The organism is Sphingobium sp. RC1 (assembly GCF_059738765.1).
Genome location: NZ_AP027306.1, coordinates 1,330,800 through 1,354,745 on the forward strand (window position 1 = coordinate 1,330,800; position 23,946 = coordinate 1,354,745).

The 23,946-nt window shown below is 62.7% G+C and carries 25 protein-coding genes and 1 tRNA gene; 10 read left to right on the top strand and 16 right to left on the bottom strand.

Going from position 1 to position 23,946, the window contains the following annotated elements:
- Positions 1–432: 432 nt before the first annotated feature.
- The gene (locus AC6JBC_RS06580) at positions 433–726 is read left to right on the top strand and encodes a hypothetical protein (protein ID WP_464788601.1); all 294 of its coding nucleotides are present in this window, start codon (positions 433–435) and stop codon (positions 724–726) included.
- Positions 727–746: 20 nt separating this feature from the next.
- On the opposite strand, the gene AC6JBC_RS06585 is transcribed toward AC6JBC_RS06580, so the two are convergent.
- The 4 genes from AC6JBC_RS06585 to AC6JBC_RS06600 form a co-directional block, all read right to left on the bottom strand.
- Positions 747–822, bottom strand: a tRNA-Thr gene (locus tag AC6JBC_RS06585).
- Positions 823–852: 30 nt separating this feature from the next.
- Positions 853–1,713, bottom strand: coding sequence for a hypothetical protein (locus tag AC6JBC_RS06590; RefSeq protein WP_498023479.1), 861 nt, complete (start codon positions 1,711–1,713; stop codon positions 853–855).
- Complete coding sequence (locus tag AC6JBC_RS06595) at positions 1,710–3,032, bottom strand: replication-associated recombination protein A (protein WP_498023481.1); 1,323 nt, start codon at positions 3,030–3,032, stop codon at positions 1,710–1,712. Before AC6JBC_RS06595 ends, AC6JBC_RS06590 begins: the two co-directional genes overlap by 4 nt.
- A 27-nt stretch (positions 3,033–3,059) precedes the next feature.
- Positions 3,060–4,238 carry a glycosyltransferase family 4 protein gene (locus AC6JBC_RS06600; protein WP_498026017.1) on the bottom strand — a complete coding sequence of 393 codons (1,179 nt, stop codon included), beginning with the start codon at positions 4,236–4,238 and terminating at the stop codon, positions 3,060–3,062.
- A 120-nt stretch (positions 4,239–4,358) separates the two neighbouring features.
- On the opposite strand from AC6JBC_RS06600, the gene AC6JBC_RS06605 reads away from it, so the two are divergent.
- From AC6JBC_RS06605 to AC6JBC_RS06615, 3 genes are all read left to right on the top strand, one after another.
- Complete coding sequence (locus tag AC6JBC_RS06605) at positions 4,359–4,577, top strand: hypervirulence associated TUDOR domain-containing protein (protein WP_196225914.1); 219 nt, start codon at positions 4,359–4,361, stop codon at positions 4,575–4,577.
- Between the two features lie 40 nt (positions 4,578–4,617).
- The gene (locus AC6JBC_RS06610; RefSeq protein WP_498023483.1) at positions 4,618–5,268 is read left to right on the top strand and encodes an MOSC domain-containing protein; all 651 of its coding nucleotides are present in this window, start codon (positions 4,618–4,620) and stop codon (positions 5,266–5,268) included.
- A 67-nt stretch (positions 5,269–5,335) separates the two neighbouring features.
- Entirely contained in the window at positions 5,336–7,729 is a 2,394-nt protein-coding gene (locus AC6JBC_RS06615; protein WP_498023485.1) for a ribonuclease R family protein, read from the top strand.
- Positions 7,730–7,847: 118 nt separating this feature from the next.
- Here AC6JBC_RS06615 and AC6JBC_RS06620 read toward each other — a convergent pair whose 3' ends face one another.
- Positions 7,848–8,303 (bottom strand): universal stress protein, encoded by a 456-nt coding sequence (locus tag AC6JBC_RS06620; protein WP_097092817.1) that lies wholly within the window; start codon positions 8,301–8,303, stop codon positions 7,848–7,850.
- Positions 8,304–8,511: 208 nt separating this feature from the next.
- Here AC6JBC_RS06620 and AC6JBC_RS06625 point away from each other — a divergent pair, with 208 nt between their 5' ends.
- From AC6JBC_RS06625 to AC6JBC_RS06640, 4 genes are read left to right on the top strand one after another with little or no spacing between them, the layout of a single operon-like run.
- Complete coding sequence (locus tag AC6JBC_RS06625; protein ID WP_498023488.1) at positions 8,512–9,792, top strand: pyruvate dehydrogenase complex dihydrolipoamide acetyltransferase; 1,281 nt, start codon at positions 8,512–8,514, stop codon at positions 9,790–9,792.
- Entirely contained in the window at positions 9,792–10,193 is a 402-nt protein-coding gene (locus AC6JBC_RS06630; protein ID WP_464788607.1) for an acyl-CoA thioesterase, read from the top strand. Before AC6JBC_RS06625 ends, AC6JBC_RS06630 begins: the two co-directional genes overlap by 1 nt.
- A 15-nt stretch (positions 10,194–10,208) precedes the next feature.
- Positions 10,209–11,618 (top strand): dihydrolipoyl dehydrogenase, encoded by a 1,410-nt coding sequence (gene lpdA, locus AC6JBC_RS06635; RefSeq protein ID WP_498023490.1) that lies wholly within the window; start codon positions 10,209–10,211, stop codon positions 11,616–11,618.
- A complete protein-coding gene (locus AC6JBC_RS06640; protein ID WP_498023492.1) occupies positions 11,596–12,372 on the top strand; it encodes a phosphatase PAP2 family protein in 777 nt (258 codons plus the stop codon). The genes lpdA and AC6JBC_RS06640 overlap by 23 nt, the downstream gene beginning before the upstream one ends.
- Here the strand turns inward: AC6JBC_RS06640 and AC6JBC_RS06645 are convergent.
- The 11 genes from AC6JBC_RS06645 to AC6JBC_RS06695 all read right to left on the bottom strand — a co-directional run bounded on the left by AC6JBC_RS06645 (position 12,334) and on the right by AC6JBC_RS06695 (position 21,628).
- A complete protein-coding gene (locus tag AC6JBC_RS06645) occupies positions 12,334–13,782 on the bottom strand; it encodes a DUF2142 domain-containing protein (RefSeq protein ID WP_498023494.1) in 1,449 nt (482 codons plus the stop codon). The two genes, AC6JBC_RS06640 and AC6JBC_RS06645, sit on opposite strands and share 39 nt — an antisense overlap.
- 236 nt (positions 13,783–14,018) lie before the next feature.
- Positions 14,019–14,963, bottom strand: coding sequence for a hemolysin family protein (locus tag AC6JBC_RS06650; RefSeq protein ID WP_498023496.1), 945 nt, complete (start codon positions 14,961–14,963; stop codon positions 14,019–14,021).
- 11 nt (positions 14,964–14,974) lie between these two features.
- Entirely contained in the window at positions 14,975–15,484 is a 510-nt protein-coding gene (ybeY, locus tag AC6JBC_RS06655) for an rRNA maturation RNase YbeY (protein ID WP_498023498.1), read from the bottom strand.
- Between the two features lie 22 nt (positions 15,485–15,506).
- Positions 15,507–16,511, bottom strand: coding sequence for a PhoH family protein (locus AC6JBC_RS06660; RefSeq protein ID WP_498023500.1), 1,005 nt, complete (start codon positions 16,509–16,511; stop codon positions 15,507–15,509).
- Positions 16,512–16,633: 122 nt separating this feature from the next.
- On the bottom strand, positions 16,634–17,983 hold the full coding sequence (gene miaB, locus AC6JBC_RS06665; RefSeq protein WP_498023502.1) for a tRNA (N6-isopentenyl adenosine(37)-C2)-methylthiotransferase MiaB: 1,350 nt from the start codon (positions 17,981–17,983) through the stop codon (positions 16,634–16,636).
- A gap of 9 nt (positions 17,984–17,992) precedes the next feature.
- Positions 17,993–18,625, bottom strand: coding sequence for a lysophospholipid acyltransferase family protein (locus AC6JBC_RS06670; protein WP_498023504.1), 633 nt, complete (start codon positions 18,623–18,625; stop codon positions 17,993–17,995).
- A 131-nt stretch (positions 18,626–18,756) separates the two neighbouring features.
- Positions 18,757–19,179 (bottom strand): Fur family transcriptional regulator, encoded by a 423-nt coding sequence (locus AC6JBC_RS06675; protein WP_196225926.1) that lies wholly within the window; start codon positions 19,177–19,179, stop codon positions 18,757–18,759.
- Between the two features lie 120 nt (positions 19,180–19,299).
- Complete coding sequence (locus tag AC6JBC_RS06680) at positions 19,300–19,722, bottom strand: Ros/MucR family transcriptional regulator (protein WP_464772441.1); 423 nt, start codon at positions 19,720–19,722, stop codon at positions 19,300–19,302.
- Between the two features lie 112 nt (positions 19,723–19,834).
- Positions 19,835–20,314, bottom strand: coding sequence for a ribosomal protein S18-alanine N-acetyltransferase (gene rimI / locus AC6JBC_RS06685; protein WP_464788615.1), 480 nt, complete (start codon positions 20,312–20,314; stop codon positions 19,835–19,837).
- The gene (gene tsaB, locus AC6JBC_RS06690) at positions 20,311–20,961 is read right to left on the bottom strand and encodes a tRNA (adenosine(37)-N6)-threonylcarbamoyltransferase complex dimerization subunit type 1 TsaB (protein WP_498023507.1); all 651 of its coding nucleotides are present in this window, start codon (positions 20,959–20,961) and stop codon (positions 20,311–20,313) included. The genes rimI and tsaB overlap by 4 nt, the downstream gene beginning before the upstream one ends.
- A 91-nt stretch (positions 20,962–21,052) precedes the next feature.
- Positions 21,053–21,628, bottom strand: coding sequence for a NifU family protein (locus AC6JBC_RS06695; protein WP_449473083.1), 576 nt, complete (start codon positions 21,626–21,628; stop codon positions 21,053–21,055).
- Positions 21,629–21,741: 113 nt separating this feature from the next.
- Here AC6JBC_RS06695 and AC6JBC_RS06700 point away from each other — a divergent pair, with 113 nt between their 5' ends.
- Entirely contained in the window at positions 21,742–22,212 is a 471-nt protein-coding gene (locus AC6JBC_RS06700; protein ID WP_498023509.1) for a pyridoxamine 5'-phosphate oxidase family protein, read from the top strand.
- 274 nt (positions 22,213–22,486) lie between these two features.
- Positions 22,487–23,863, top strand: coding sequence for a DEAD/DEAH box helicase (locus AC6JBC_RS06705; RefSeq protein ID WP_498023511.1), 1,377 nt, complete (start codon positions 22,487–22,489; stop codon positions 23,861–23,863).
- The last annotated feature ends 83 nt before the right edge of the window (positions 23,864–23,946 follow it).

Sequence of the window (23,946 nt, forward strand, 5' to 3'; positions counted from 1 at the left end):
GGATCATCAAATCGGCGATCATATCAAAGATTTGACTGACGTTTCGGTCATCAGGCTGAAATTGGGACTGCAAGGTTCGAATGGAAACTGATGGTCTTCTAAGGCCCATGTCATGCACGCGCGAAAGCGAACGTCGGACCTGGAATTTTGAAGACAGCTGCGGAATATGGCGAATAGCCGGACAGCCGGAGCAGACACGATGCCAAACCTTCTCGGTAGAAGCATCGCGCGCCGAGTCCGATGATCGCATCCTGAAAGGGAAGCGGATCCGGGACACGACGGAAGTGGGGACCGACAGCGATGTCGGCCCCCATTTTGCTTTTGGGCTGCCCTGCGCAGCTCCACATTATCCTAAAGTCTATGTCTCTTTATTGCCAATCCATCGGCGCGGCTCTTCTGTACTCTATGAGGAGGATAGAGAGGGATCGCATCATGGATGACCAGCTGAATTCGTCGGTAACGGAGGACAGGCGCAATTTTCTGAAGACCTGCGGCCGGTTCGCTGCAACGGTCCCGCCCGCCATGACCATCCTCTTGTCCACTTCGCTAAGCTCTGAAGCCATTGCCGCATCCAGTGGCGGTGGGGGCGGAGGCGACCGAGGCCCCAGGGACAGCGGCCCCAAGCCCGGCCCCGATTCCACGCCGAAATATGGCTCCCTGGACACTGGGATAAAGACAGTGGAAGTGCGGCGGGATAAACCGGAAAATAAAAAGGCTGGTTTCTAAATCGCTGCCTGCAAGAGCGATGGTGCCGGCTAGAGGGTTCGAACCCCTGACCCCCTGATTACAAATCAGGTGCTCTACCAACTGAGCTAAGCCGGCACGTCCATCGGACGGAAAAGCGCCTTACTATCAGATGACACCGAACGTCCAGCCCTCCGTTGCGGCAATATGCGGATTGAGCGCGGGCGGGGTCCAGATGCTCGGCCTCGGCGCGACGTTGCGCATCCACGCGGCGGTCACGATCGCGTCCGCGCCATGATCATCCGGCGGCAATCCCTCATAGGGCTGAGAGCCGAGCGCGGATAGCGCATCGTCCAAAGCGCCCAGGTCGCGCATCTTCGTCCGCCCCTTGGGCCGCCCCGCCGCCCGCGCCGCGATGCTGGTATAAATCTCCACTACCAGCGACCCGTCGCGCAGTGCGGGGTCGAATGGCCAGACGGGAACATGATCCCGCACATGATGGAGCAGGCGCATCCCCGCAAAGCTCGCCTTCGCCACCTGAGCCGCGCCGATCGCGTCATAGACGGTGGAGGGCTTGCCCCCACCGCCCGCATTATAATGCGCTTCGCACACCCGGTTGTGCATGAAGTCCGCCTTCACCCCGTCCGCCTTGCCGAAGTAGAAATGGCGGCGGTGCGTGACGTGCAGCAGGCTGCCCGCGCCCAGATCGGGATCATCGCACACGCTATCCACATAAGCCCAGAAGTCAGGCCCCGTCACCGGCACCTCATCACCCGGCAGATACGCTTCCCGCGCCACGAAGGGCGGCGCAAAGCTGAAATCGAACCCAAACAGCGTCGGCGCCTCCGCAGCCGCCGCGATCAGCCATTCCGCCACCACCGCGCGGGACCAGAAACCGCCGTCCTTCGGATGGATAAGCCGGGGAACTGCATCACCACGCTCGCACAGCGCGACCGCTATCCCCTTATGCCGCACGCCCTTCGCGCCGGACCAGTCGATCGCGGCATATCGGGCAAAGCGCGGTGTCATTCGCCTCCGCCGCGCTCGGCCCGCAGCTTGTCCCAATAGGCCATGCGCTCGGCTATGCGCGCTTCGAACCCACGATCGGTCGGCGCGAAGAAAGTCTGCGGCTCCATCTCCTCGGGCCAATAATTATCGCCCGAAAAGCCCTCCGCCTGATCATGATCATATTGATAGCCCTTGCCATAGCCGATGGTCTTCATCAGCCGGGTAGGGGCGTTCAGGATATTCTTGGGCGGCATCAGCGACCCGGTATCCCGCGCCGATTTCCACGCGGCCTTCATCGCCGCATAGGCTGCGTTGGATTTGGGCGCCGTCGCGCAATAAAGGCAAGCCTGCACGATCGCCAGCTCCCCCTCTGGGCTTCCCAGAAAGTCATAGCTGTCCTTCGCCGCAAGGCACTGCACCAATGCCTGCGGGTCGGCGAGGCCGATATCCTCACTCGCAAAGCGCACCAGCCGCCGCAGCACATAAAGCGGCTGCTCTCCCGCCGTCAGCATCCGCGCCAGATAGTAGAGCGCGGCCTGCGGGTCCGATCCGCGCAATGCCTTGTGCAGCGCCGAGATCAGGTTGTAATGCCCCTCCCGATCCTTGTCATAAACCGCCATGCGCCGGTGCAGCAAAGCCGACAGCCCAGCCGGATCGAGCGGCTCGCCAAGATCGATCGAATACAGCGTCTCCACCTGATTAAGCAGGAACCGCCCATCACCATCCGCGCTAGCCAGCAAAGCGTCCCGCGCCGCCGCAGTAAGTGGCAAAGGCCGCTGCGTGATCGCCTCCGCCCGCTCCAGCAACAGCTCCAGCGCGGCGGCATCCAGCCGGTGCAGGATCAACACCTGCGCCCGTGACATCAACGCCGCGTTCAATTCGAAACTGGGGTTCTCCGTGGTCGCCCCCACCAGCGTCACGGTCCCATCCTCGACAAAGGGCAGGAAACTGTCCTGCTGCGCCCGGTTGAACCTGTGAATCTCGTCCACGAACAACAAAGTCTTGTCCCCGCGCCGGGCATGCTCCTTGGCCGCCGCAAAGACCTTCTTGAGGTCGGCGACGCCCGAAAACACGGCGGAGATCGGCTCGAACCGCATATCCACCGCGTCGGCCAGCAGCCGCGCGATCGTCGTCTTGCCCGTACCCGGAGGTCCCCACAGGATGATGGACGAAAGCCGCCCAGCCGCCACCATCCGCCCGATCGCGCCTTCCGGCCCGGTCAGATGCTCCTGCCCCACCACATCGGCCAAAGTACGCGGCCGCAGGCGATCGGCCAGCGGCGCATTTTCTCCGGCATCACCCGGCTCGTTCACGGCATCGGAAGCAAAAAGATCGACCATCGCCCCGATATAGGGAAAGTGCGCGGTTTAAGGAACCGGGCTGGAGCGCAACCGCGCGCCCTGCGTCCGCTGGCGGATCACCCGGATATAAGTATCGACAAGCGCCTGGTTCACCTGATCCCACCCATATCGCTCCGCCTCCGCCATTGCGGCAGCCCCGGCATCGGCCCGCGCGTCAGGATGTGTGCAATAGCTCGCCAAGGCATCGGCAAAGGCCCCGATCGCCCCCGGACGGATCAGGCGGCCAGTCACGCCCTCGGTAACCAGGCTTTCGCTACCCGTCGCCCGCGCCGCCACCGTGGGAAGCGCACAAGCCATCGCCTCCAGCGTCACATTGCCGAACGTCTCGGTGATCGAGGGATTGAACAGCATATCCATGCTCGCAACCGCGCGGCCCAGCTCATCACCCTTTTGGAACCCTGTGAAGACAGCGTCGGGCAGCCGGTTCTGAAACCACTCCCGCGCGGGGCCTTCGCCGATGATCAGCACCTTGTGCCGCACATCGCGCATCTTCAGCTGGTCGATCGCATCGGAAAAGACGTCCAGCCCCTTTTCCATCACCAGACGGCCGATGAAGCCGATCACCGGCTCATCATCTTCAATCCCTAGCGACTGCCGCCACGCCATGTCGCGACGTCCCGGATTGAAGATGTCCCGGTCGATCCCCCGCGTCCAGATGCCCACATCATAGCTCATCCGCTGTTCGCGCAGCAGCTGCGCCATGGACTCCGAAGGCGCGACGATAGCATCGCAGCGCCGGTAAAATCGCCGCAGCATCGACTCGATCACCGGCTCCAGAAAGGCCAGCCCGTAATAGCGCGGATAGGTTTCAAACCGCGTATGGACCGAAGCCACTGCGGGAAGCCCGCTGTTCCTCGCCCATGTAACCGCCCGGTGTCCCAGTGGATCAGGGCTCGACACATGGACCAGATTAGGCCGAAACCGCTTCAGGTCGCGCCGAACATGCCCCGACATGCGATAGGGCACGCGATATTCCTTCCGCCCTGGAATCGCCAGGGATGGCGCGCTCACCAGATCGCCGGTCGGCTCGAATGCGGGCGTCGCAGTCGTCGGCGAATAAACGCGTACGGCCGCGCCCTGACGCAACAAATAGCCCACAAAGCGGTTGAGCGCCTGGTTCGCGCCATCGCGCACATAATTGTAATTGCCGCTGAAGAGCGCGACGCGAAGGCCAGTAACGTCCATCTGCCGCGCCTTAACCCAGCCAAACGAAAAACCCAAGGGAACCGCATCCGCAACCGGGATTTTTGTCGTCATGACCGTATCGAAAGGCCGCCATGATGTCGCGGCAGGAGAAGGATGAAGATGTCCGAAGCTTTCCGCAGGGGGATGCGCGTTAAGTGGAATTGGGGGCAAGGCGTAGGCCGTGGGCGCGTGGCCGAACGGTTTGACCGCCATGTGGAAAAGACGATCGAGGGCGCACTGATTCGCCGTAATGGAACGGCGAAGAACCCCGCCTATCTCGTCCAGACCGACAGCGGCAGCGAAGTGTTGAAGCTGGCGTCGGAATTAAGCCGCGCCTGACCCCCTCGCCAACATTCCGCGCCACTGTCATAGGGGCGGAATGGCTGAGCATCTTACAATCGAGGCATTGCTGACCGGCGCGCCCATGCCCTTTCGCGACGGCGATTACAGCGCCATAGCGAAACGGCCTGTGGACGGCGTCGTCCGGATCGGATGGCAGGGGCTTGACGGGGATGCCGTCGCCGACCCTGTCCATCATGGCGGGTGGGACAAGGCGATCCATCTCTACCCCCAGGAACATTATGACTGGTGGCGCGAACGAAAGCCTGATCACCCGTTGCTTCAGGCCCCCGGCGCTTTCGGCGAAAATATAGCCTCCCTTGGCATGACGGAGGAGGAAATCTGCCTCGGCGACCGCTTCTCCCTCGGCAGCGCGCTGGTGGAGGTCAGCCATGGACGCCAACCCTGCTGGAAGCTCGATCACCGCTTCGGTTCGCGCGACATATTGGCTACCATTGTGAAGACCGGCCGCGCAGGCCTCTATTTCCGCGTGCTGCGCGAAGGGGAGGCGGACGCTAAAGGGCGCATGGACCTGCTCGACCGTCCTTTTCCCGAATGGCCCATAGCCCGCGTCTTTCGCCTGCTGATCGGCGGGCGGCACAAGGTCGAACCGAATGCCGTCCGGGCGCTGGCGAGCCTGCCCGTCCTGGCGGAGGTTTGGCGTGACCGCGCCCGTAAGTTGGTGGAATAGCGAGCAGCGCCGCAAATCTCGGCCAAGCCATCTGGTACGCTGCTCGGGCCTTCCCTATAGCTGATCCATGGCATCGGCCCAAAAGCAGAAGAAACCCGAAAAAGTCCGGCCCGCCGGCTTCCCCACTCGCGATCAGGTGATGGACTTCGTCACCTCCTCGGATCAGCCCGCAGGCAAGCGGGAAATCGCCAAAGCCTTCGGCCTCAAAGGGCAGGAAAAGATCGCGCTGAAAGCGTTGCTGAAGGACATGGCCGACGAAGGGCTGCTGGACATTGGCCCCGCGCGCGCCTTCCACAAAATGGGCGGCGTACCAAAGGTCACCGTCCTGCGCATCGTCGATGTCGATGGCACGACCCTCATCGCCACGCCCGAGCGCTGGGAAGCGGAAGGCCAGCCCGCACCCCGGCTTCGCGTAATGGAACGCGGCAAGAGGGGCGCGCTGACCATCGGGGACCGCATCCTTGCCCGTACGGAAGAGGCCGGGCGCGGCTGGGTCGCCCACCCGATGAAGAAGCTCGCCAAGGCAAGCGAGGAACTGCTTGGCGTGGTGGAAGCGGGAGAGGGCGGCAAGCTATGGCTACGCCCCGTAGACAAGCGCATCCGCAAAGATACGCCGATCAGCGACGCGGGCAACGCCAATCCCGGCGATCTTGTGCTGGCCGAGCCCGTTGGCCGCCCGCCGCGCATCAGCGCCCGCGTAACCGACATATTGGGCGACCCCTTCGCTCCCCGCAGCTTCAGCCTCATCGCGATCCACAAATATGGCATTCCGCATGTATTCCCCGAACAGGTGGAAGATGAGGCTGTCGTCGCCTCGGACATCGCCCTGAATGAGGATAAGCGAGAGGACCTGCGCCACCTGCCCATCGTCGCCATCGACCCGGTCGATGCACGCGACCATGACGACGCCGTCTGGGCCGCACCGGACGAAGACCCCGCCAACCCCGGCGGCTATCGCGCCATCGTCGCCATCGCCGACGTCAGCTACTATGTCCGCCCCGGCAGCGCCCTCGACAAGGAAGCCCGAAAGCGCGGCAACAGCGTCTATTTCCCCGACCTCGTCGTCCCCATGCTCCCGCACCAGCTGTCATCCGACATGTGCTCGCTCCGCGCCGGACAAGATCGCGCAGCCATGGCCTGCCACCTCACCATCGACGCATCCGGCAAAGTCACCAATTGGCATTTCACCCGCGCCATCATCCGCGTCGCCGCTGTCCTCGCCTACGAAGACGCCCAGGCCGCAATAGACGGCATAAAGCCCCTCCCCTTCAGGGGAGGGGTTGGGGGTGGGGCCGCGCCCCAGTCGTTGAGTCATGAGGATAGCCCCCACCCCAACCCCTCCCCTGAAGGGGAGGGGCTAGATTTGCTCGAATCCGCCCTGAAACCCCTATGGTCCTGCTGGAAACTTCTCCGCAAGGCCCGCGACAAGCGCGACCCGCTCGCCCTCGACCTCCCCGAACGCCGCGTCGTCCTCGACGAGCATGGCAAGATCGTCAGCGTCGCCGTCCGCGAACGTCTCGACGCGCATATGCTGATCGAAGATTATATGATCGCCGCCAACGTCGCCGCCGCCAAGGCGCTCGAAGGCAAGAAGGCGCCCGTCATGTACCGCGTCCATGAACCGCCCAGCCGGGAAAAGCTGGTCGCGCTCAAGGAGTATCTCGCGACTTTCGACATCGACTTCGCGCTGGGGCAGGTCATCAAGCCTTCGACCTTCAACCATCTGATCAACCGCATTGGCGAAGCGGAGGAAAAGCCGCAGATCATGGAGCAAATCCTGCGCAGCCAGACCCAGGCCTATTACAGCCCCGCGAATATGGGCCATTTCGGCCTGGCGCTCGGTTCCTATGCGCATTTCACCTCGCCCATCCGCCGCTACGCGGACCTATTGGTCCATCGTGCGCTGGTCGGCGGTTACAAGCTCGAACTCCCCTCGCCCAAGGGTGGCGCGCTGCCCGACCGCACGTCGCTCAGCGCCGACGATCATGAAAATATGGGCCGCGTCGGCGAGATGATCAGCCAGCACGAACGCCGCGCGATGGAGGCGGAGCGGGAGACGATCGACCGCTATGTCGCCGCCTATCTCGCCGCTCATGTCGGCGAAATGGTCAACGCCCGCATCACGGGCGTGCAAAATTTCGGCTTCTTCGCGACGGTGGAGGGGCTTGGCGGCGACGGCCTCGTCCCGGTCTCCACCATGGGGGACGAACGCTTCTTCTACGATGAAGCTGGCCGTGCGCTGGAGGGGGTAGAGAGCGGCGACCGCTACACCGTCGGCCAGCATCTCCAGCTACGCCTTGCCGAAGCGGACCCGATCAACGGTTCCCTCCGCTTCGAACTCCCCGACGCCCCACCGCAACGGCCGAGCTTCAAGAAGGACAGGACACGTCCCGGCGCGAAACGCGGCCGCCCCGCAAACATCCGGCACATGGGCGCAAAACGGGGACGGCATAAGCGATAATTTGTCCCCTCCGTCTTCCAACTCGTCATCCTGAACTTGTTTCAGGATCTATCATGCCCACAGGCTAAAGCTCGATCGGCAAAAGAGACAGCTCCTTTGGAGCAACCACAACTGCCCCTCAACTCAGCCGATCGATCGCCTCCGCACTCAACCCGCCCGGAATGACCATGATAGGGCAGGGCAGCTTGCCCGCGTCCGCGCCTGCAAAATGCGATACCAGCGCGCCCGGATGGCCGCTGGCCGCCGCGCCTAGCACCAGCGCCGCAACATCGGGCATCTCGTCCAGCGTCTCACGCACCACCGCGACGGCATCGCCCTGCCGCACGGTGATGCTCGGCCGAATGCCGGATTCCTCCGTCAGCGTACCCGCCGCGCTCGTCACCAGCGCTTCGGCCCGCTGCCGCGCCTCGTCCTCCATCGTCGCCTGCACGCCGCCCCACTGCACGAACTCAGCAGGCGGAACGAGCGCAAGGATACGGATAGACCCCGCCGTCTTGGCCGCACGCCGGGCCGCGAAACGCAGCGCGGTTTCGGCCTCCGGCGATTCGTCCACTACAACCAGATAAGTCCGCATAGCTGTTGCATCCCACGCCAAAATGGCGGCCGATGCCCTCTGCCGCCCTTATGTTTGAACCAATCTGGTAAATTGTGAACCAGTCTGGTGAAATGTGGCGGATTATAGCCCAAGGCGCAAGCCACGCCCTTGACCCTCCCGCCCAAAGGGTCAAAACGGCATCCAACGCTTACCCGCCCGCCCGGGAAAAGAAGAGAGGCCTTCACGCATGAGCAAGAAAATCCAGATGCCCGCCTTGTCTCCCACGATGGAAGAGGGGACGCTGGCTAAATGGCTGGTGAAGGAAGGCGACACCGTATCGTCGGGGGATCTGCTGGCGGAGATCGAAACCGACAAGGCGACCATGGAATTTGAAGCCGTGGACGAGGGCAAGATCGCCAAGATCCTTGTCTCTGAAGGCTCCGAAGGCGTGAAGGTCGGCACCGTCATCGCCATCATCGCCGAAGAAGGCGAAGACCTCGCGCAAGCAGCCGAAGGCGGCTCCGCTCCCGCCCCCAAGCCAGCCGCCGCCGCGCCCAAGGCCGATCCCGTGCCCGCCAAGGCAGAAGCTCCCGCACCCAAATCCGACATGCCCGCCCCCCAATCCGGCGACCGCGTAAAGGCCAGCCCCCTCGCGCGCCGTATCGCCGAGGAAAAAGGCCTAGACCTCGCCAGCCTCACCGGCACCGGCCCCAATGGCCGCATCGTGAAATCCGATCTGGAAGGCGCTTCGGCCAAGGCTCCCACCGCCGCCCCGGCTCCGGCCGCAGCAGCCCCGGCGCCCGCGCTCGCGGCACCCGCACCCGCGCAGGATTTCGGCATCCCGCACGAAGTCATCAAGCTCAGCGGCATGCGCAAGACGATCGCCCGCCGCCTCACCGAATCCAAGCAGCAGGTCCCCCACATCTACCTCACCGTCGACATTCAGCTCGACAAGCTCCTGAAGCTGCGCACCGAACTCAACGCCGGTCTCGCCAGCCGCAACGTGAAGCTGTCCGTCAACGACCTCCTCATCAAGGCGCTGGGCGTCGCCCTCATCCAGGTGCCCGAATGCAACGTTCAGTTTGCGGGCGACCAGATGCTGCAATTCAGCCGCGCCGACATCAGCGTGGCCGTGTCCATCCCCGGCGGCCTCATCACCCCGATCGTGACCGGCGCGGACAGCAAGGGCGTCGCCGCCATCTCCACCGCGATGAAGGATCTCGCCGCCCGCGCGAAGGACGGTAAGCTCAAGCCGGAAGAATATCAGGGCGGCACCGCGTCACTCTCCAACATGGGCATGTTCGGCATCAAGCAGTTCGAAGCCGTCATCAACCCGCCCCAGGCCATGATCATGGCGATCGGCGCAGGCGAAAAGCGGCCCTTCGTCGTCGATGATTCGCTCCAGATCGCGACCGTCATGTCCGCCACCGGCAGCTTCGACCACCGCGCCATCGACGGCGCGGATGGCGCCCGCCTGATGCAGGTCTTCCGCGAACTGGTGGAAAATCCCATCGGCATGCTCGCCTGATGCGCGCTGCCGACGAACTGCCGCCGGAGGAAAGCCCCGCCGTCCGCGTTATCGCCATGCCCGCCGACACCAATCCCTATGGGGATATTTTCGGCGGCTGGCTGATGAGCCTCATGGACTCGGCGGCGGGTTCCGTCGCCGCGCGCCATAGCAAGGGCCGCGCCGTAACAATCGCCGTCGAAGGCATGAGCTTCCTGCGCCCCGTAGTCGTCGGTGACGAAGTTTCGGTCTTCGCAAAGCTCATCTCGGTCGGCCGCACGTCGATGAAGATCGACGTCGAGGCCTGGCGCCGCACCCGCCATGACGACCGCTCCTATCGCGTGACCAAGGCGACCTTCACTTTCGTCGCGATCGGTGAGGATCGCCAGCCCCGCACCGTTCCGCCCATGATTGCGGCTTAACAAGAAAGTTTGACCATGGCTGAGAATTACGACGTCATTGTTCTGGGCTCCGGCCCCGGCGGCTATGTGGCCGCGATCCGCGCGGCGCAGCTTGGGCTCAAGACCGCCATCGTAGAGCGCGAAAATCTCGGCGGCATCTGCCTAAACTGGGGCTGCATCCCGACCAAGGCGCTGCTGCGTTCGGCGGAGATCTTCCACTATATGCAACATGCGGGCGACTATGGCCTGGCCGCCGAAAAGATCAGCGCCGACATCGCCGCCGTCGTCAAACGCTCGCGCGGTGTCGCCAAGCAACTCAATCAGGGCATCACGCACCTGATGAAGAAGAACAAGATCACCGTCCACATGGGCGACGGCAAGCTGACCGGGGCTGGTAAGTCTGGGGGCAAGCTCTCCGTCACCAAGGACGGCAAGACCGAGGAACTGACCGCAAAGAACATCATCCTCGCCACCGGAGCCCGCGCCCGCGATCTGCCCGGCACGCCCACCGATGGCAAGCGGGTGTGGACCTATCGCCATGCCATGACGCCGCCCGAAATGCCGACCAAGCTGCTGGTCATCGGATCGGGCGCGATCGGTATCGAATTCGCCAGCTTCTACAATGACATGGGCGCAGAAGTGACCGTTGTCGAAATGATGGACCGCGTCGTGCCCGTAGAGGATGCGGACGTTTCCGCCTTCCTCGAAAAGGCGCTGAAGAAGCAGGGCATGACCATCATGACCAGCGCTGGCGTCAGCGATATTCAGGTCGGCGCGAACGGCATCAGGGCGAAGCTGAAGGATAAGGCGGGCAAGGAAAGCGCCGCTGAATTTAGCCACATGATCGTCGCCATCGGCATAGTGCCCAACACCGAAAATATCGGCCTCAAGGAACTGGGCGTCGCGATGGACGATCGCGGTTTCCTCAAGACCGACGAGATGTGCCGCACCAATGTCGATGGCCTCTGGGCGATCGGCGACATCACCGCCCCGCCATGGCTCGCGCACAAGGCCAGCCATGAAGGCGTGATCACCGCCGAAGCCATTGCGGGCAAGCATCCACACGCCATGGACTCGCGCAACATTCCGGGCTGCACCTATTGCCACCCGCAGATCGCCAGCGTCGGCCTCACCGAAGCAAAGGCGAAGGAAGCAGGCTATGATGTGAAGGTCGGCATGTTCCCCTTCATCGGCAATGGCAAGGCGATCGCGCTGGGCGAATCCGAAGGCTTCACCAAGACCGTGTTCGACGCCAAAACCGGCGAACTGCTCGGTGCGCACATGGTCGGCGCGGAGGTCACCGAAATGATCCAGGGCTATACCATCGGCAAGACGCTGGAAACGACCGAAGCGGAACTGATGCACACCGTCTTCCCGCATCCGACCATCTCGGAATCGATGCACGAAAGCGTGCTGGCCGCTTATGGGCGCGCGCTTCATATCTGACCGCCATTCATGGCAAAGGGGCGTGGGGATTTTCCTCCTCGCGCTTCTTGGCGTGCTGGCAATCGCGCTGCTCCAGCGGTCCGGCTGGTTCGATCCGCTCAATATCGCTGCGATGAAGGCGGCGGGAGCGGGCAGGGCGGCCGCCCCATGGGTCACGCCAGTCATGGTCGCGGCCTCGGTCATCGGCGACACGGTTGGGCGATTACTCATCATGGCCGTCGTGGCGATCGCTTTGCTCTACCGCCGACAGCGATATGCCGCCCAATGGCTTGCGCTCGTCACGGTCGGCGGCACCTTGCTCAACACCGGCCTCAAGCAGATTTTCGCCGCGCCGCGACCCGATCTTTTGCCGCACATCGACATTGTGCATAGCTACAGCTTCCCCAGCGGCCATTCCGCCGGGACCATGGTCCTGTTCGGCGCGCTCGCAATGCTGACGGGCCTGGAGAGCAGTGCCCGTGCCCGACCATCACCGTTCGCCCTGAGCCTGTCGACCCGAAGGGCGGCGATAGCCAACGGCTCTACTTCCTCCTTTAGAAAGAAAACGGCTTCGACAAGCTCAGCCCGAACGGCGTTGAGTGGGCCATGTCTCGCCGCCGCCCTCATCATCGCCCTCATCGGCATGAGCCGTGTCTGGCTAGGCGTCCACTGGCCGACCGACGTCCTCGCCGGCTGGATCGAAGGCTTGGGCTGGCTATGCCTCTGGCGCTACTGGCTACCAGCGGGGCGAGGGCAGGATCAGCGCGTCGCTTAGCCGTTCATGCGGCGGCATCCCATCGGCAGTGACAAAGCCATGCGCCCAGAAACTGTCATAGGCACTGCCCAGCGCGATCATCAGCAACAGCAGCGCCGATCCGGCAAAGACCGGCCGCGCCGCCCGCAACCCCGTCTCCGGCATCATCGCCAGCAACACCAAAGGCAGCAGCGGCAGGAAATAACGACCCTGCGTCCCCTGCACATAATCCGCGCCCAGCGGTGTGCCCGTCAAATACATGGCCGTTTCGATCAGCAAAGCGGTGCCACAAGCCACAGCCAACCACCACAGCCTTTGAGCAGCACCGACCCGGACGCCCGATCCGCTCAAAACAGCCGCCCCCAGCATGACAGCCGCCAGCAGATAGGCGCCAAGCGGCAGCAATATCGCATTCCACCCGAAGCGCCCGACAATCTGCAAAGCATAAACCGGCGCTCGCTCGATAATGCTGGAGCCCAAAACATGGGCATAGGCCAAGGGATCAGCCAGAATGACCGCCAACTGCGCCCCAAGCGGCGCTGTCATGACATTCTCGCCTGTCTTGCGCGATACGATATGATAAAGCGCCTGACTGCCGCCCGACATCTTCATCCAGCCGATAAAAGCCGCCGCTCCCAGCGCCATCGCGCCCAGCAACAGCCATGGCCGCATGTCCCGCCGATGCTGCGGCCATTGCAGCCCCGCCGCCATCAGGGGCAAATACACTCCCTTCGCCAGCGCGAGGAGAGGCGCGGCAATCAGCAGCCCGGCCGACCGAGCCGGACTGCTACCCATTGCGGCAAGGCGCAAGGACAGCGCCAGTCCCACAAAGCCCATTCCGTTGATGACGGCGTCGGGAGAAAGCGACCCAGTCTGATAACAGAATGTCGGCAACAATGCCGTCCCAAGCAGCGCGCATCGACCAAAGGGCATGAGACTAAAAGCCACCGCCAGCAGGACAAGGCCCCCAAGCGCATTGATTATTCGCCCTGCGTAGAAGCTCCCCATGCGCGGCAGGCCCAGTGCATCACCAATCTTCAATCCGGCCGCTGAAGGCGCATAAAGCGTCGGCGCATAATTGGCGACGTTGGGAAAGTCGGCAAAGGCAGTGCCCGGCCGCCCCGCGTCCGCCCTCCACGCCCGCTCCACCATCCCGGGATCAAAACGCCGCGCCTCACCCGTAACTTCAGTGGGAAAGTCGATCTCGTGCAGATCCAGCGCAGATCGCGACAACTCAGCCCCGATTTCCTCGCCCCGCTGCTCCGTCATGACCCGCCCGTCCGCCAGCAGCAGCGCCTTCATATAATGCTGATTTTCGTCGGGTGCCTGAAAGGGGGGTGTAATCACCGCAAACGACAATGTGACGGCGCAGATCAGCGCCAGCAGCCAGCGCTCCAGTGCCGTCACCGGCACGGCAATGGGCGAAAGCATCGCCCGCTCCGAAGAAATCGATAGTCTTTCGTGCCGCAAGAAGCTGCTCCACCAACTTAACCCTCTCCCCTGGGGGAGAGGGCAGGGAGAGGGGGCGGCGCGACACCCGTCGGACTCACACCCTCACCAAATCGCTCCCAGCCGGAAAGCAACAAGGCGGGCGCAACCCTAACGGTCAGCTCTTAACATTTCCCCAGCATTGCCCGCGCTTTTCCATAGCTACGCAGGCATCCCGATCATTCCGCTTCATTTTCTTTTTCAGCGGGTGGATGAAGCCGCAACCGCGTCACGCGGCGGCCGTCGCTGCTGACCACTTCCAGCTTCCAACCGCTCTGCTCATGATCCAATATCTCACCAGCATTGGGCACCCGTCCGGCGATGACGAACGCCAGACCGCCCAGCGTGTCGACATCTTCCTCGACATCGGCCAGCCGTTCGTCAATTTCCTCGGCGACATCCTCCAGCTCGGCGCGAGCATCCGCTTCCCACAGCCCGCCCTCCAGCGGCACGAGGAGCGCCTCGGGAGCATCGTCATGCTCATCCTCGACATCGCCGACGATTTCCTCGACCAGATCCTCGAAAGTCAGCAGGCCTTCGGTCCCGGAATATTCGTCCAGTACGATGGCCAGATGGGTGCGCTTCGCCCGCATCTCCGCCAGCAGGTCCAGCGCGCCCATGCTTTCGGGGACGTAAAGCGGCTGCCGTATCAGCAGCTCCAGCGTCTCGGGCACAGGTGCCTTGCCCGCCAATATCGCAAAGGCGTCGCGGATGTGGACCATGCCGACGATGGTATCCAGCGTCTCGCGATAGACCGGGATGCGGCTATGTCCCGCTTCGGCGAACAGCGCCGCCAGTTCGGCAAAGCTCGCCCGCTCCTCGATCGCGATGATGTCGGCGCGGGGCACCGCGACGTCATCCACCGTATGCTCGGAAAAATGCAGCAGGTTGCGAACCATCTGCCGCTCTATCGCGGACAGGTCGCCCTTGGCCGGAGCAGGCGCGCCTTCGTCCTGCTCATCCTCGTCATATTCGTCGAGCGCCTCTTCCAGCTCGCGCCGCAGGCTGGGGCTCTCCTCCTCACCGAACAGCAGCGACTTCAGGCCGCTCCATAAACCGCCCTCGTGACTACTACTGTCCGATTCCTTTGAACCGTTGCCGTCCTTCGGACTGCCCTCAGCCATTGTTCTTCCTATTATCCTGTCAGGCGATCCCCATAGGGATCGGAAATGCCAAGGCTCAGCAGGGATTGGGTCTCCAATGCCTCCATCGCCTCCGCCTCGGCATCCTCCATATGATCATATCCCAGCAAATGAAAAGTCCCATGGATGATCAGATGGGTGGCATGCTCGGCAACCGACACGCCTTTTTCCGCCGCTTCGCTGGCGCAGACGCCCTCCGCCAGCACGATATCGCCCAGCAGCACCTCGCCATCGTCGGTGTTGCCGGTGCCTTCCAGCAGATCGGACTGGACCATCGGGAATGACAGGACGTTGGTCGGCCTGTCCTTGTCGCGATAGGCGCGGTTCAGCTGATGCACTTCCTCGTCACTGGTCAGCTTGACGGCGACCTCATACAGCGCCTCGTCCGCTGCGAAGGCCGCATAGGGGCTATGGGTGATCGCCGCCACAACCGCCCGCTGCGCCAGCAATTCCCAATCCTCGCCCGGCCAGCCTTCATCATGAAGGACCGCAACTTCAATCATCTATATGCGCTCCATTGCCCATTCACGCATCCGGCCCCTCATAAGCCTGAACGATCCGCCCCACGACCGGATGGCGCACGACATCGCCGATGCCGAACGGCACCACGGAAATGCCATCCACGCCGTCCAGCCGCGCTACAGCGTCAGCCAGCCCCGAAATCCCCGGCTGCGGCAAGTCCACCTGACGCGGATCGCCGCAGATCACCATCCGGCTACCTTCGCCAAAGCGGGTGAGGAACATCTTCATCTGCGCGATGGTCGTGTTCTGCGCCTCGTCCAGCACGATGAACGCGTTGGCCAGCGTCCGCCCGCGCATGAAGGCCAACGGCGCGATCTCGATCTCCCCACTCGCGATCCGCCGCTCCACCTGCTCGGCGGGCAGGGTGTCATAGAGCGCGTCGTAGATCGGCCGCAGATAGGGATCGACCTTCTCCTTCATGTCACCCGGCAAAAAGCCCAGCCGCTCGCCCGCCTCGACCGCAGGCCGCGACAGGATCAGCCGATCGACGCTGCCGGTGATCAACTGGCTCACCGCCTGCGCAACGGCAAGGTAGGTCTTGCCAGTGCCTGCCGGACCCAGCGCGAAGATGATGTCGTGCCGGGTCAGCGCCTCCATATAGGTGACCTGCGTTGCGGAGCGGGGCACGATCGTCTTCTTGCGCGTGCGGATCATCACCTTGGGTGGTTCGGCGACGTCGTGGCGGATGATGCCGTCCAGCATCGGTTCGGCCGACATGGCGATCACAGCCTCCACCGCGCCGCTGTCAATCTCCTGCCCCGCAACGATCCGGTTGTAGAGCCCAGTCATCACATCCCGCGCCCGCGCCGCAGCCTCTGCCTCACCCTCGATCTGAAGCTTATTCCCCCGCGCCGCGATATAGACGCCTAGCCGGTTCTCTATCGCCACCAAATTCTGGTCATATTGCCCGAACAGAGCACCCAGCAGATGCGGCTTCTCGAAAGTCACTTCCAACCGCGCCCGTTCGGCGACATCCACGCGATGATTTTGGTTCGGTTTCTTGGACATTCAGCAGCCTCCCTTTCCATCCGTCACAACCGCGCTGGCGGTTATCCATCTCCTTGTCTTCGATCCTGGGGGATAGGTTCGGAGATGGGTTCCTGCAGTAGCGGGAACGACGGTTTTTGGGTTCAAGCGGCTTTCCTCCTGCTGAGTTCGCCGGCCAGACTGTTCGGACCGGCACTGATGATATCCACTTCGACCATGTCGCCGATGGTAAGTTCCGGCGCGGTGACATGGACTGACTGTAGCCAGGGCGTCTTCCCGATCAACTGCCCGGCATGGCGTCCCTTGCGCTCCAGCAAAATCTCGGTCGTGCGCCCCACCGTCGCGGCGTTGAAGTCCCCCTGATGCCGGTTGATCACCGCCTGCAATCGCGCCAGCCGATCGTCCATGACCTCGGCCGCAATCTGCCCGCCCATATCCGCCGCCGGAGTTCCCGGCCGGGGGCTGTATTTGAACGAATAGCATTGCGCATAGCGCACCTGCTCGACGATCTTCAGCGTATCCTCGAACTCCGCATCCGTCTCACCCGGAAAGCCGACGATGAAGTCGCCCGACAGCGCGATATCAGGCCGCACCTGCCGCACCCGCTCAATGATCCGCAAATAGCTGTCCACATCATGGCTGCGGTTCATCGCCTTCAATATGCGATCATTGCCCGACTGCACCGGCAGATGCAGGAAAGGCATCAGCTTCGCCTCGTCGCCATGAGCAGCGATCAGCCCATCGCTCATGTCATTGGGATGGCTCGTGGTATAGCGGATGCGCGCCAGCCCGCCGATCTTCGCCAGCTCGCGCACAAGGCCGTCCATGCCCTGCATGCGGCCCTTGTCATCCTCGCCCGCCCATGCATTCACATTCTGCCCCAGCAGCGTGATCTCCCGCACCCCGCCATCGACCAGCGCCTTGGCTTCGTCGATGATAGCGCCCCAAGTCCGGCTGATTTCCGCCCCGCGCGTATAGGGGACGACGCAATAGGTGCAGAATTTGTCGCACCCTTCCATGATCGTCAGGAAGGCGGTCGGCCGCGCCTGCTTCGTCCGCCCCGGCAGGGCAGCAAATTTGGACGCCAGCGGCATGTCGGTATCGACCGCCTCTTCGCCACGCCCCGCCTTCTCAATCAAGTCAGGCAGCCGGTGATAGGCCTGCGGACCCACGACGATATCGACAGTCTTCGCCCGGCGGCTGATCTCGCTCCCTTCCGCCTGAGCCACGCACCCAGCCACTGCGATCATAGGCCGCGTACCATCCTCGCGGTTCAACCGGCCAATATCGGAATAGACCTTATCCACCGCCTTTTCGCGAATGTGGCAGGTGTTGAGGATGACCAGATCCGCCTCGGCTCCATCGACCGCTGCGGTCATGCCCCGTTCGCCCAGCATCTCGGCCATGCGCTCGCCATCATAGACGTTCATCTGGCAGCCGAAGGATTTGACGTGGAATGTCGCTGGAGTCTTTGGGGCGTCGTTACGATTCATGCCGTCCATCTATACAGGGGCCACGACCGGAGTGAAAGGCGGCAGGTGCATCGTAATGCTCGCGGCAATCCTTTCGCGCGCCACTGCCGCTAACTGCTTGCGATCGGGGTAAAGCGCGGGATCGAAAGGCTCCAGAAAACGCAGCGTGACGTTCAGCCTGCCGCGCCGTTCCAGCAGTCGCCGCACATTCTGCCCCGCCGGTTCGTCGCTATGCCACGCAATCTCCGCCGTGTCCGCGCCATAGTCGATATGCACCGGCTGGATCATCACCGCGCGCGGCGGCGGCAGCAGAACCGCCAGTAGCGACGGCTTGAAGGGCAGAAGGCCCTGACCATCGCTGGTCGTGCCCTCTGGGAACAGCGCAACCGGCTGGTGCCCCGCCAGCGCCGCGCGCAGGGCCTCGATCTGTCCGCCCAGCGCGCCTCGCCGGTTTCGCGCGACGAACAGGGTATTATTCTGGGCCGCCAGCCACCCGACGATCGGCCAGCCCGCAATCCCGTCATGCGCGACGAAGGCAGCGCCGGTTGCACCGCCCAGCGCCAATATATCGACCCAGCTGACATGATTGGCGATGATAAAACTGTCGCCGTGAAAGGGATGCCCTTCTACCCGCACCCGCGCACCGACGGCCCTTGCCGCCATTCCCAGAAAGCGGGGAGGCCAGGGAGATCGCGCTCCTGCGGCCCGCCATAGCAGATGCGGGATCAGGCAAAGCAGCAGGCATGCCGCCAGAGCGCTCAGCCGATAGAGAAAGCGCAGCCGCCGCAAGGGTGTCAGTTCTTGCGGTCCAACGATACGCCGTACAATTCCATGCGATGGTCGACCAGGCGGAAGCCGAGTTTCTCGGCGATCTGCTTCTGCAACTGTTCCAGTTCCGGATCGACGAATTCAATGACGTTGCCGGTCTCGACATCGATCAGATGATCGTGATGCGCTTCGGGCGCTGCCTCATAACGGGCGCGTCCATCGCCAAAGTCGTGCCGCTCCAAAATGCCCGCTTCTTCGAACAGGCGAACCGTGCGGTACACGGTCGCAATCGAAATGCCCGGATCGATGGCCGACGACCGCTTGTGCAGTTCCTCCACATCGGGATGGTCCACCGCGTCACTCAGCACCTGAGCGATCACACGGCGCTGTTCGGTGATGCGCAGGCCCTTCTCATGACAAAGGGCTTCTACATCGATCTTGCGGTTCATGCGGGCTCGCTCATTCAGGTGTGTCGGATAATCAGCGGAAATCTAGCGGCATAACCGCCAATATAAAAGGGGCGCATGGCAAATGCGCCCCTCTCATCGCGGATCGCCCGCAGTTGCTGCTTATTTTGCGCGGGTGCGGCGGCGCTTTGTCCCAAGGCCGATCTTTTTCGCCAGCGAACGACGCTGCTCGGCATAATTGGGTGCGACCATCGGATAGTCGGCGGGCAGACCCCACTTTGCGCGATAGTCGTCGGGCGTCATCTGATAATGGGTCATCAGGTGGCGCTTCAGCATCTTCAGCTTCTTGCCGTCTTCCAGGCAGATAATATAGTCGGGCTTGATCGAAGAACGCACCGACACCGCTGGTTCCGGCTTCACTTCCGGGACGGCAGCGGGCTTGGTCAGACCAGAAAGGGCGGCGTGAACGTTCTGGATAAGCGTCGAAACGTCAGACACGGCGACACTGTTGTTTGAAACATGTGCTGCAACAATGTCCGAAGTCAAAGTAATGAGCAGCTCGCTCTGGGCTGATTCGATTTCCATTTCTTTTATCCCGCGAATGCTGAATTGAGTGCGACCCGCCCAGGTGAATTCGTTTCAGGAGCGGTATGTCGGCGTTATACCCGGATACGCCGATTAGCAAGGGCGATCCAGTCTATCCGAGCATTTCTATACGAAAGCTCAGCGCATCGTAAAGTTGTCCGTCGGCACCCCGGTAGTAACCAGGACGCCTATGCACATATTCGAACCCTGCTTTTTCATATAGTTTGATCGCTGTATTTGACGAACGGACTTCGAGATTCATCGACTTGATGCCTCGCCGTCGCGCTGTCTTCAAACTATCGACCAACAGTTCGCGGCCAATTCCCCGTCCGCGCCATGCCGGATGGACGGCCAGCAACAGCAGTTCGCATTCGTCCAGCACCGACCGGACCAGCGCGAAACCCATCGCCGCCGCATCCACCCGCGCGATCGTCAGCCAGGTGCCCGGCATCATCATGACGCCGGACAGCTGTGGCAGCGTCCATGCCTCGCCATAGGCGGGGTCGAATGCCTCTGCCATGACATCCATTGCGTCGGCCAGTGCGTTGCGCTCGCCATCCTCATATATGTCGATTTTCAGGCCGGGGATCATGAACGGCCCTGCTGCGGGGTAGGCTGCATCATGGGCTGCGCGTCGGCATCGCGGCAGTAAATGGGGGAGGGCGGCAGCGATGGCAGGCCCGCGATCAACGGATAATCGGCGGAATTGGGATAGAGGCTGACGGCCGTGCCATGGCCGCGCGCGGTCACCAATGCTTCGGCGCCCGTGCCATATATCATCGGCTGCTCCAGCATCGTGGCAAGCGTCCCAATCGGGGTGGACGCGGGCCGGGTGATAGCGGTCAGGCCATCGGCTTCGAAAGATTGCCAGAACAGTTCGCCATGCCCTCCGGTGATGGTGACCGCGATCGGGCCGCCATCCTGATGCTGATCCTGACCTTGGGCCGCCTTGGCCGCGATCAGCGACAGCGCGCAATAGCCATGTAAAGGCAGCGACCATGCGAGGGCAAGCGCCCTGGCGGCCGCTATGCCGATGCGCACGCCAGTGAAGCTTCCGGGGCCAAGATCGACCGCAATCGCGTTCGCCCGCCCGCCGTCGGGCAGGGCGGCTATCGCGGGCACCAGCGCTTCGGCATGGCCCCGGCCGACGATCTCATGGAAATGGCCGATCGGCCTGCCATCCTCCAGCAGCGCCACGGACAGCGCCTGCGTAGCGGTGTCGATGACGAGAGTGCGCAAGAAAATCCCCTGTGAAAACCGGCGTGGGAGCGGGCGGCCTATGGCAAGCGGTTAGTCGATCGCGATCGTTTTGCCAAACGCCGCCGCTATTTCAGACGGCGCGCACTTCCGTCACTTCCGGGACATAATGTTTGAGCAGTTGCTCGATCCCGTTCTTCAACGTGGCGCTTGAGGACGGGCAACCGGAACAGGCGCCCTGCATCCGCAAATAGACCGTCCCGCGTTCAAAGCCGCGATAGACGATGTCGCCGCCGTCATTGGCGACGGCGGGCCGAACGCGCGTGTCGATAAGGTCGCGGATCTGCGCGACGATCTCCGCGTCGGCGGGATCGTCGGTGAACTGCTCTTCCTCTTCGGGGATGAAGATTTCGCCCGCCGATCCGGGAGTGAACAGCGGCATGTTCGCCGAAAAATGCTCCAGCAGGATCGACAGGATATCGGGCTTCACATCGCTCCACTGCGCCCCCGGCGCGATGGTGACGGAAATGAAGTCGCCGCCGAAAAAAACGCCGGTGACGTCGCCAAGGCCAAAAAGGGCGTCGGCGAGCGGAGAGGCTTCCGCTTCCTCGGGCGTCGCGAAATCCCGTGTACCCATGCCCATGACGACGCGGCCAGGGATGAACTTGACGGTTGCCGGATTTGGCGTTGGTTCGGTCTCGATCAGCATGGCCGCTATGTGGAGAGAAGCTTGCTCAAGATCAAGCGTCCAGACGGGCTTTTGGGGAACTTCGCCAGATGCTGGCGATTAAACTCCTATCAGCATGAGCAGGAGACAAAAGGATGAGCACCGAATCCGATATCCGCCACCGTTTCTGGACCGAATTGTCGCAGAGCCCCTTTTTGATGATCGGCTTGCAGGGATCGCATGAACATAGCCTGCCCATGACGGCGCAGCTGGACCCCGGCGCCAATCATTGTTTCTGGTTCTACACCACCCGCGACAATCGTCTGGCGGCGGGCGGCCCGGCCATGGCGCAGTTTTCGGGGAAGGGTCATTATCTGTTCGCCTGCATCGACGGCACTCTTGTCGAGGAAACCGACCCGGCGGTGATCGACCGCTATTGGACCCACGAAGTCGCAGCCTGGTATCCCGGCGGGCGGCAGGACCCCAATCTGCTCATGCTCCGCTTCAATCTTGGCCATGCGGAAATCTGGCGCGCGGACATGTCGCTGGGCGGCGTCTTCAAACAATTATTCGGCGGCGACGTGCGCGACGAAATGCGCGGCAAACATGTGGAAGTGTCGCTCTGAATTCCCCCCAAGGGCTTCGTTTCGGCGAAGCCCTTGCTTTTTTGCATGAATGAAAGCATATGCGGCGCAACGCAGCGGGCGGCCTTCATGGCCCATCAGCGATTGGCAGCGTGATCGTCCCGGCCCTTGAGGGGTGACGGGGCCGGCCAATGAAAGTCTGCGCCAAGCTTTTGAGGCTTCCCTATTCACGCGGGTCGTTTCGCAACCCGCTTTGCGTCCAGTTGCGATTCGCAACCTATGGGCGCCTGAGCCTTTTTAATTCGAGAGTTCATTCATGCAATTCACCGACCTTGGTCTCGCCGAGCCCATCCTGAAGGCGCTCGCCGCCAAGAATTACGCCAATCCCACACCCATCCAGACGCAGGCCATTCCCGTCCTGCTTCAGGGCAAGGACCTGTGCGGCATCGCCCAGACCGGCACCGGCAAGACCGCCGCCTTCGCGCTGCCCAGCCTCGACCATTTCGCCCGCAACCCTAAGCCCACGCCGCTTCAGGGCTGCCGGATGCTGGTTCTGTCCCCGACCCGCGAACTCGCAGCCCAGATTGCCCAGAGCTTCCGCGACTATGGCCGCTTCCTTAAGCTGTCGGTCGAAGTCGTCTTCGGCGGCGTCCCCATCAATCGCCAGATCCGCGCGCTCGGCCGGGGTGTCGACATCGTCGTCGCCACGCCGGGTCGTCTTCTCGACCTGATCGACCAGCGCGCCTTCACGATCAAGGACACGGAAATATTCGTCCTCGACGAAGCCGACCAGATGATGGACATGGGCTTCATCCATCCCTTGAAGCGCATCGCCAAGCTGCTTCCCAAGGAACGGCAGAACCTGTTCTTCTCCGCCACCATGCCCGGCGAGATCGAAGCGCTCGCCGCGCAGTTCCTGAACAATCCGGTAAAGGTCAGCGTCGCACCGCAGTCCACAACGGCTGAGCGCGTCCGGCAGCAGGCCACCTTCGTCAATCAGGCGGAAAAGCAGGCGCTCCTCACTCTAACGGTTCGCAACGAACCGATCGACCGCGCGCTGATCTTCACCCGCACCAAGCACGGTGCCGACCGCGTCGTCCGCTTCCTCGAAGGCGCTGGCATCCAGGCCGTCGCGATCCATGGCAATAAGAGCCAGGGGCAGCGCACCACGGCCCTCCAGGCATTCCGGCACGGCCATGTTAAGCTGCTCGTCGCAACCGATATCGCTGCGCGCGGCATTGACGTTTCGGGCGTCAGCCACGTCATCAATTTCGAGCTTCCCAATGTGCCCGAACAATATGTCCATCGCATCGGCCGCACCGCGCGAGCAGGCGCGGAAGGTATCGCGATCAGCTTCGTGGCCGATGATGAACGGCCCTATCTCAAGGCGATCGAGCGCACCGCAAAGGTGAAGCTCGAGATCGTGCCCTTGCCTGATAATTTCACCGAAGCCGTCCGCAACCTTCCGAAGGCGGCGCCTCAGCGCAAAGACCGCGAGCAAACGCCGGAACAGAAGACGCGCCGGGCCGATGGCCAGCGCCGCTATCAGGACCAGCAGAAGCAGCAGCGCGGCTCCGCCGAGCGGGCTCACCGCCCCGATGGAGAGGCAAAGCCCGCGAAGAAGAACTTCCGTCGCAACAGGAACGGGGTTGGCGCACACAAGGGTGCTGTGCAGAAGACCGGCGGCCGTTAAGTTTCAGGCAGGGTGGTGCCGGGTGGCGCCATCCTGCCCTCTTTCGTGAAACGCGGTTGCTCTTTGTCAGTAGCCATTCAGAA